We start from the raw sequence: 7,938 nt of genomic DNA, 5'->3' as shown, positions 1-7,938 counted from the left end.
ACTCCTCCGCCAGGGCGAACGGCGTCGCACCGCCGGTGTTCCACGTCCCGCTGGGCGGCGGGTGGACGACGGAGACGGCGCGCCCGTCGTCGCGGTGGCCGGCCGCCGGGGCCTCACCGGCGAGCAGCTGCGCAAGGCGCGGATCCAGGCGGCGTACGCGCTGGCCGACATCGAGCCGGACGACGAGCGCCGCGTCCGCCGCGCGGGCCCGCTGCTGGAGCAGCTGACCGTCGCGATCGCCGACGAGTGGCTCCCCCGGGGCGCCCCGTAGCCCGGACCGCTCCAACGACCGCGCTCCCCGGCGGCCCTTTACACAGTGTCGTCGAAAGCCCCGATGCCTTGACACAGTGCGCATAGCCGGGCGTCGCCGCGGCCCCGCACGCTGGAGGCGTACATCCTGGTCAGCGTTGACAGAGGAGCTCCCGGTGAAGATCGGTGTCCCGCGAGAGGTCAAGAACCACGAGTACCGGGTGGCGATCACCCCGGCGGGGGCGCACGAGCTCACCCGGCACGGCCACGAGGTGTTCGTGGAGCGGGGCGCCGGGACCGGCTCGGCGATCCCCGACGACGACTTCGCCGCCGCGGGCGCCAAGATCCTCGACGGCCCGGACGAGGTGTGGGCCGAGGGCGAGCTGATCCTCAAGGTGAAGGAGCCGATCGCGCCGGAGTACCACCGGATGCGCGAGGGCCAGGTCCTGTTCACCTACCTGCACCTGGCCGCGTCCCGCGAGTGCACCGACGCGCTCCTGGCGGCCGGCGTCACCGCGATCGCCTACGAGACGGTCCAGCTCCCGGACCGCTCCCTGCCGCTGCTCGCCCCCATGTCCGAGGTCGCCGGACGCCTCGCCCCGCAGGTCGGCGCCTACAACCTGATGTCGTTCAACGGGGGGCGCGGCGTCCTGCCCGGCGGCGTGCCCGGCGTGGCGCCCGCCAAGGTCGTCGTCATCGGCGGCGGCGTCTCCGGCCTCAACGCCGCGCAGATCGCCGTCGGCATGGGCGCGGACGTCACCGTCCTGGACGTCGACGTGGACCGGCTGCGCGAGATCGACGCCGTCTACCAGGGACGCCTGCGGACGCTGGTGTCCAACGCGTACACGGTCGAGCAGCAGGCCCGCGCCGCCGACCTCGTCATCGGCGCCGTGCTCATCCCGGGCGCGCGGGCGCCCAAGCTGATCTCCAACGAGCTGGTGGCCCGGATGAAGACCGGCTCGGTACTGGTGGACATCGCCATCGACCAGGGCGGCTGCTTCGAGGACTCCCGTCCCACCACGCACGCCGACCCCACCTACCGGGTGCACGGCTCGACGTTCTACTGCGTCGCGAACATGCCCGGTTCCGTCCCCAACACCTCCACCTACGCCCTGACCGGCGTGACGCTCCCCTACGCCGTCCAGATCGCCGACAGGGGCTGGCGGCAGGCCCTGCACGCCGACGCCGCCCTCGCCCGCGGCCTCAACGTCCACGCCGGCGCGCTCGTCTACGACCACGTCGCCGAGGCCCACGGCCTCCCCCACACCCCCCTCACCTCGATCCTCGGCTGACGGCCCTCCCCGTCCTCTCACCGTTCCGGGGGTTCTTCGCCGGCGGCGGGTCGGGTAGACAGGCGGGCATGGGTGAACTGATCTTGGTGCGGCACGGCGAGACCGAGTGGAGCCGGGCGCGGCGGCACACGGGGCGGACGGACCTGCCGCTGACCCCGCGGGGCGAGGAGCAGGCGCGCGCGCTGCGCGGCGCGCTGGCGGGCCGGACCTTCGCGCGGACGCTGGTCAGCCCGGCGGAGCGGGCGCGGCGGACCGCCGAGCTCGCCGGGATGCCGACGGACGAGATCGACCCCGACCTGTGGGAGTGGGACTACGGCGGCTACGAGGGCGTCAGCACCCGGGCGATCCGCGAGGAGCGGCCGGGCTGGTTCCTGTGGGACGACGGCGTGGTCCCCGGCGACGCCGGTCATCCGGGCGAGACCGTCGAGCAGGTCGGCGCGCGGGCGGACGCGGTCCTCGCGCGGGCGCGGCCGCTGCTGGCCGGGGGCGACGTCGCGCTGGTCGCGCACGGCCACGTCCTGCGGGTGCTGACGGCACGGTGGCTGGGCCTGGAGCCCGCGCAGGGGCGGCTGTTCGCGCTCGACACCGGAACCGTGTCGGCGCTCGGCTCCGAGCACGACCGGCCAGTCGTCAGCGCGTGGAACGTGCCCGCACCCTGAGGCCTCCCACCGCATAAGGTACCTGTTGGGGGATGTCCCCCAGGGGTACCCAGGGCGAGCGCCCCCGACGGATTGCGAGGACGGAGATGGCGACCAGCGAGACCCCCACCCGCGGGTACACCGCCACGAAGGACCAGCTGCAGACGCGGCTGGCCCGGATCGAGGGCCAGGTGCGCGGCATCGACCGGATGGTCGAGGAGGACCGCTACTGCATCGACATCCTCACGCAGATCAGCGCCGTCCAGGCGGCGCTGGACAAGGTGGCGCTCGGCCTGCTGGACGGGCACGTCCGGCACTGCGTGGCCGAGGGCGCCGAGGAGGGCAAGGGCGAGGCGATGTCGACCGAGCTGATGGCGGCCGTCGGGCGGCTCATGCGCCGGGGCTGAGGCACCCGCCCGCGGGGCCGGGCTCCCGCGGACCCTCCGGCTCCGCGCGCTCCATGGTCTCGACGAGCACGCGCCAGCCGCGCAGGAACGGCGCCCGCTCCTCGGGCGCGAGCGTCTCCAGCGCGACCCGCAGCGGCCGCAGCCGCCGCCAGGCGAACCGCTCGGTCGCCTCGCGGTGCCGCTCGCTCAGGCTGATGATCATCCGCCGGCGGTCCCGCTCGTCCGGGCGGCGCTCGACGAAGCCGCCCCGCTCCAGCTCCCCGACCAGCTGGCTGACCGTGGCCGGGCTCAGCGCCATGTGCCCGGCGAGCACGCCGACCGGGACCGGGCCGTGCAGCACCAGCTGCATCAGCGCCGGGACGTGCCGGGGGCCGAGCCCCGCCGCCCGCACCTCGCCGATGAGCTCCTCGGCGTCCTCGCGGCCGCCCTTCAGACCGCGGACCAGCCGGCCCAGGAGCTGGATCATCGTCTCCAGGTCGGCGTCGACCGACGCGGCGGCACCGATCCCTTCCTCGGACATACCTTGAAGTTCAACACATTCCGTGATGCACTGCAAAATATTGAACTTCAAGGCGTTTCGCGCCTTGACCGGCGGGGGCACGGGGCAACTGTCGGAGCCGCGGTGGGACTCGACGCGAGGGGGCCGCACCATGACCGAAAGCCCGGCCGCGAGAGTGGCGCCCCCCGGCGCCGCCGGCGGCGGCGAACGGCTCGACCGGCAGACGATCGTCCTTGGCCTGGTCATCGTGTCGGGCACCCTCATGGCGATCCTCGACACCACGATCGTCAACGTCGCGCTGGAGACGCTCGGCCGCGACTTCGGCACCGGCCTGTCGACGATCCAGTGGGTCATCACCGGCTACATGCTGGCGATGGGCACCGTCATCCCGCTCACCGGCTGGGCCGTCGACCGGTTCGGCGGGCGCCGCGTGTGGATGACCTCCATCGTGCTCTTCGTCCTCGGGTCGGCCCTGTCGGGCGCGGCCTGGAACATCGAGTCGCTGATCGTCTTCCGGGTCGTGCAGGGGCTCGGCGGCGGCATGCTCATGCCGACCGGCATGGCCATCCTGACGATGGCGGCCGGGCCGCGCCGGATGGGCCGCATCATGAGCATCGTCGGCGTCCCGATGCTGCTCGGGCCGGTGCTCGGCCCCGTCATCGGCGGGTGGCTGGTCCAGGACGTCGACTGGCGCTGGATCTTCTTCGTCAACCTGCCCGTCGGCGCGCTCGCCTTCGCGCTCGCGTGGTGGAAGGTGCCGCACGGCCGGGGGGAGCACGCCGCGCCCGGGATCGACCTGCGCGGGCTGCTCCTGCTGCCGCCCGGGTTCGTCCTGCTCATCTACGGCCTGTCCACCGCGAGCAGCGGCGGCGGCTTCGGCCGCCCGGCCACGATCGCCTGGCTGGCCGGCGGCGTGGCCCTGGTCGCCCTCTTCGCGCTGCACAGCCTGCGGCGCCGCGAGCGCGCGCTGATCGACGTGCGGCTGTTCGCCGACCGGACGTTCGCGACCGCGGCCGCCGCGGTGTTCTTCGTCGGCATCGCGCTGATGGGCTCGATGCTGCTGATCCCGCTCTACTACCAGATCGCCCGCGGCGAGGGGGCGCTCGCGGCGGGCCTGCTGCTCGCCCCCCAGGGCCTCGGCGCCGCGACCGCGATGCCGCTCGCCGGGGTGGTCACCGACAAGCTCGGCGCCGGGCGGATCGTCCCGGTCGGCATCGTCGTCCTGGTGCTCGGCACCATCCCGTTCGCGACGGTCGGCGCGGACACCCCCTACTGGCTGCTCGGCGGCGCCCTCTACGTCCGGGGCCTCGGGCTCGGCTGCACGATGATGCCCACGATGTCGGCGGCGCTGACGACGCTGGGCCGGGCGGTCGTCCCGCGCGCCAGCAGCACGCTGAACATCATCGTCCAGCTCGGCGGGTCGGTCGGCACGGCGCTGCTCGCCGTCGTCCTGTCCCGCCAGATCAGCGACCGCATCCCGCAGGCGCCCGGCGGCGGCGGGGGCGGCGCCACGAGCGGCATGGGGCAGATCCCCGAGCGGGTCCGCGAGCAGCTCGCGCCCCAGCTGGCCGACGCGTTCGGGCACACGTTCTGGGTCGCGCTCGTCCTCACCGCCGTGCTGATCGTGCCCGCGCTGCTGCTCCCCCGGCACGGCGCCCGCGACCACGACTCCGTGCCGGACGCTCCCCCGATGGGGTGACTCAGGAGGCGATCGACCAGGCGGCCAGGCCCGTCTCGTGCTCGCGCGTGAGGCGCCTGGCCCGCCGGGCGTCCGGCGAGTACCGGAACCGCTCCGGGACGACCCGCGTGGTCCGGTAGAGGCCCTTCAGCGTCACGGTCGCGGCCAGGTCGGAGGTCGGCAGCCCGGGCAGCCCGTACATGCGGCGGGCCCAGCGCGGCAGCGTCGACACGACCAGCACGCCGAGGCCGGGCGCGGCGAGCTTGAGCGGCAGCAGCGGCCGCGGCACGGCGGGGCTGAACATGCGGCGCAGCCCCTCGCGCGCCTCCCGGCACGCGAAGATCTGCCGCCGCATGCCCTCGTAGTAGTCCCGCATCTCCGCGACGGTGGCCGGCACGTCCGCAGGGTCGAGGCCGACGACCGCGGCGGCGCGGCGCTGCTCGTCCACGAACGCGTCGGCGTCGCGGGCGGTCAGCGGCACCCCGGCGCGGCGGGCCACGTCGAGGTAAGAGTCGACCTCGCCCATGTGGACCCACAGCAGGTTCTCGGGGTCGTCGACCGGGAACGTCTCGCCGGTGCGCATGTCGAGGCCGGTCAGCTTGGAGTGCAGCAGGCGGACGCGGCGGCCCACCCGCTCGACCTCCTCGTGCGTGCCGTAGGTGCGGACGCGGACGAACTCGACCGTCCGGACGAGCCGCGCCCACGCCGCGGAGGGGTCCATGAGCTCGGAGTTCTGCGCGGTGCCCCACATCGTGCGCGGGTGCAGGGCCTGGAGCAGCAGCGCCCGGATCCCGCCGACGATCAGCACGGGCTCGCCCATGACATCCCAGGTCACCGAGCCCGGCCCGAACAGCCCGTGGTCCGGCCTCTCCTCGCTCGCCTCGCGCATCCCGACCGCCTTCCGCCGCCGCGGCCGGGCGCGCCGCCGGGCCGCGTAATCGAAGGCTTACCCTGCCATGACGCCCGTCACACGATCAATCCCGGTCGTCCTCCGCGATCGCCTCGTCCTGCTCCCCGGGCTCGGTCTGCTCGGTGACCCAGGCGAGGTAGTCCATGCTGCCCGCCACCACCGGCGTCGCGATGATCTCCGGGGTGTCGTAGGAGTGCCCCTCGGTGATCAGCGAGGCCAGCTCGTCGAACCGGTCGGCGGAGGTCTTGAACAGCACCATCCACTCCTCCGCCGACTCGATCTCGCCCTCCCACCAGTAGGTGCTGGCGATCGGCCCCACCAGCTGCGCGCAGGCCGCGAGCCGCTCGGCGACCGCCGAGCGGGCCAGCTCGGCCGCCTCGGCGCGGGAGTCGGTCGTGGTGGTCACCTGCACGTAAGAGTGCGCCATGGCACGACTCCTTCCCGCTCGCCGTCCGGGCACGCCCCCGGGTAGGCAAGTGTCAACGGGCCGGACGGACGACGAGCGCGCTGCCGCCGCCCCGCCGGGTCGGCTCGGCGACCGCCTGGACGAGCCCGGGCCGCAGGAACTCCAGCCCGGTCGCGGCGCCGATCACGCCCCGCGGCGGGCCGGGGAACAGCTCCAGCCGGTGCCCGCGGGCGGCGAGGTCGCGGCCGTACCGGTCGATGAACGCCTGCTCGGCGAAGACCTGCGGCGTGTTGCGCTGGGTGGCGCGCGGCGCGGCGAGCGCGGCGGGCAGGTCCATGCCGAGGTCGATGCGGTTCAGCAGGATCTGCAGCACGGTGGTGATGATCGTCGAGCCGCCGGGCGTGCCGACGGCGAGCCGCGGGCGCCCGTCCTGGAGCACCAGGGTCGGGGCCATGCTGCTGCGCGGCCGCTTGTGCGGGCCGGGCAGGTTCGGGTCGGGCGCCTGGCCGGGCGCCGGCGGCTGGAAGGAGAAGTCGGTCAGCTCGTTGTTCAGCAGGAACCCGCGCCCCGGCACGGTGATGCCGCTGCCCCCGAACTGCTCGATCGACAGCGTGTAGGACACGACGTTCCCCCACTTGTCGGCGACGACGAGGTGGGTGGTCTGCGGGCCCTCGAACGCCAGCGCCCTGGTCTGGGTGCCCGGCGGGACGCACGGCTCGTAGCGGCCGTCGGGCGAGCCGGGGGCGACCGGCGCGGCCGCCGCCTGGTCCGGCCTGATCTGGCAGGCGCGCTCGCGGGCGAACCCGGAGGACAGCAGCTCCTCCAGCGGCACGTCCACCTTGTCGGCGTCGCCGACGTAGCGGCCGCGGTCGGCGTAGGCGAGCTTGGACGCCTCCAGGTAGTAGTGCAGGGCCGTGACCGGGTCGCGCGGGTCGAGCCGGAAGTTGCCGAGGATGTTGAGCGCCTCACCGACCGTGGAGCCCCCGGACGACGACGGCGGCATGCCGTACACGTCCGTCCCCCGGTAGGGGACGTGGGTGGGCTTGCGCGGCACCGCCCGGTAGGCGTCGAGGTCGCCGCGCTCCATCAGGCCGGGGCGGACCTCGCGGGTCGCCTTCGGGTCCACCGGCGGCCGGGCGACCGTCCTGACGATCTCCCTGCCCAGCCCGCCCTCGTAGAACCAGTCGGTGCCGCGCCTCGCCAGCTCCCGGTAGGTGCCGGCGAGGTCGGGGTTGCGGAACACCGAGCCGACCTCGGGCACCTTCCCGCCCGGCAGGAACAGCTCGCGGGTCGGGACGATGTCGCGGAAGCGCGCCTCGTTCACCGCGGTCTGGTCGTGGAACTCCTGGTCGACGACGAAGCCGCGGTCCGCGACCCTGATCGCCGGGCGCAGCAGGGCGCCGAGGTCGCGGCTGCCGAACCGGCGCAGCGCGAGGTCCCACTGGGCGAGGGTGCCGGGCACGCCGACGCTCAGGCCGCTGGTGACGGCCTGGTCGAACGGCAGCGGCCTGCCCGTCGCCGGGTCGACGAAGGAGTCCTGGCGCATCCGCCGCGGCGCGAACTCGCGGCCGTCGAGCGCGTACACGCGGCGCGTCCTGGCGTCGTAGTAGGTGATGAAGCCGCCGCCGCCGATGGCCGACACGTACGGCTCGGTGACCCCGAGGGTCGCGGCGGACGCGACCGCCGCGTCCATCGCGTTGCCGCCTCGCCTGAGGACCTCCAGCGCCGTCCGGCTGGCGTCCGGGTCGACGGTGGAGACCGCGCCGCCGTATCCGGTCGCGACCGCCTGCTTGACCGGCGGGGCCGGCGCGGGCCTCGGGACGGGCGCGGCGCCCGCCGCGGCGGGGACGGTGAGGGAC

8 protein-coding genes and 1 pseudogene are annotated in these 7,938 nt (G+C 74.5%); 5 read left to right on the top strand and 4 right to left on the bottom strand.

Annotated features, from left to right (window positions below; all coding sequences use genetic code 11):
- The 4 genes and pseudogenes from AB0K37_RS38445 to AB0K37_RS38430 all read left to right on the top strand — a co-directional run.
- Positions 1-271 (top strand): annotated as a pseudogene (locus AB0K37_RS38445) (hypothetical protein); the annotation flags it as partial.
- Positions 272-425: 154 nt separating this feature from the next.
- Positions 426-1,541: an alanine dehydrogenase gene (gene ald, locus AB0K37_RS38440; RefSeq protein WP_363990114.1), complete on the top strand. Its 1,116-nt coding sequence runs from the start codon at positions 426-428 to the stop codon at positions 1,539-1,541.
- Positions 1,542-1,609: 68 nt separating this feature from the next.
- Positions 1,610-2,200 (top strand): histidine phosphatase family protein, encoded by a 591-nt coding sequence (locus AB0K37_RS38435; protein WP_363990111.1) that lies wholly within the window; start codon positions 1,610-1,612, stop codon positions 2,198-2,200.
- Positions 2,201-2,286: 86 nt separating this feature from the next.
- Positions 2,287-2,586, top strand: a complete 300-nt coding sequence (locus tag AB0K37_RS38430) for a metal-sensitive transcriptional regulator (protein WP_089312530.1) — start codon at positions 2,287-2,289, stop codon at positions 2,584-2,586.
- On the opposite strand, the gene AB0K37_RS38425 is transcribed toward AB0K37_RS38430, so the two are convergent.
- A complete protein-coding gene (locus tag AB0K37_RS38425) occupies positions 2,570-3,106 on the bottom strand; it encodes a MarR family transcriptional regulator (RefSeq protein ID WP_363990107.1) in 537 nt (178 codons plus the stop codon). The two genes, AB0K37_RS38430 and AB0K37_RS38425, sit on opposite strands and share 17 nt — an antisense overlap.
- A gap of 130 nt (positions 3,107-3,236) precedes the next feature.
- On the opposite strand from AB0K37_RS38425, the gene AB0K37_RS38420 reads away from it, so the two are divergent.
- Positions 3,237-4,784, top strand: coding sequence for an MDR family MFS transporter (locus AB0K37_RS38420; protein WP_363990105.1), 1,548 nt, complete (start codon positions 3,237-3,239; stop codon positions 4,782-4,784).
- Position 4,785: 1 nt separating this feature from the next.
- On the opposite strand, the gene AB0K37_RS38415 is transcribed toward AB0K37_RS38420, so the two are convergent.
- From AB0K37_RS38415 to ggt, 3 genes are all read right to left on the bottom strand, one after another.
- Entirely contained in the window at positions 4,786-5,652 is an 867-nt protein-coding gene (locus tag AB0K37_RS38415) for an oxygenase MpaB family protein (RefSeq protein WP_363990102.1), read from the bottom strand.
- An 85-nt stretch (positions 5,653-5,737) separates the two neighbouring features.
- Positions 5,738-6,100, bottom strand: a complete 363-nt coding sequence (gene cutA, locus AB0K37_RS38410; RefSeq protein ID WP_363990099.1) for a divalent-cation tolerance protein CutA — start codon at positions 6,098-6,100, stop codon at positions 5,738-5,740.
- A 52-nt stretch (positions 6,101-6,152) separates the two neighbouring features.
- Positions 6,153-7,938, bottom strand: a 1,786-nt coding sequence (gene ggt, locus AB0K37_RS38405; RefSeq protein ID WP_363990096.1) for a gamma-glutamyltransferase, incomplete at its 5' end; no start/stop codon positions are given.

This window comes from Actinomadura sp. NPDC049753, from assembly GCF_040674655.1.
Lineage (GTDB): Bacteria > Actinomycetota > Actinomycetes > Streptosporangiales > Streptosporangiaceae > Spirillospora > Spirillospora verrucosospora.
This window is presented reverse-complemented; position numbering and strand designations above follow the sequence as displayed.

Coding starts and splice junctions, on each gene's coding strand:
- AB0K37_RS38435 (WP_363990111.1), top strand. CDS start 1,610: ATGGGTGAACTGATCTTGGTGCGGCACGGCGAGACCGAGTGGAGCCGG.
- AB0K37_RS38430 (WP_089312530.1), top strand. CDS start 2,287: ATGGCGACCAGCGAGACCCCCACCCGCGGGTACACCGCCACGAAGGAC.
- AB0K37_RS38425 (WP_363990107.1), bottom strand. CDS start 3,106: ATGTCCGAGGAAGGGATCGGTGCCGCCGCGTCGGTCGACGCCGACCTG.
- AB0K37_RS38415 (WP_363990102.1), bottom strand. CDS start 5,652: ATGCGCGAGGCGAGCGAGGAGAGGCCGGACCACGGGCTGTTCGGGCCG.
- cutA (WP_363990099.1), bottom strand. CDS start 6,100: ATGGCGCACTCTTACGTGCAGGTGACCACCACGACCGACTCCCGCGCC.
- AB0K37_RS38420 (WP_363990105.1), top strand. CDS start 3,237: ATGACCGAAAGCCCGGCCGCGAGAGTGGCGCCCCCCGGCGCCGCCGGC.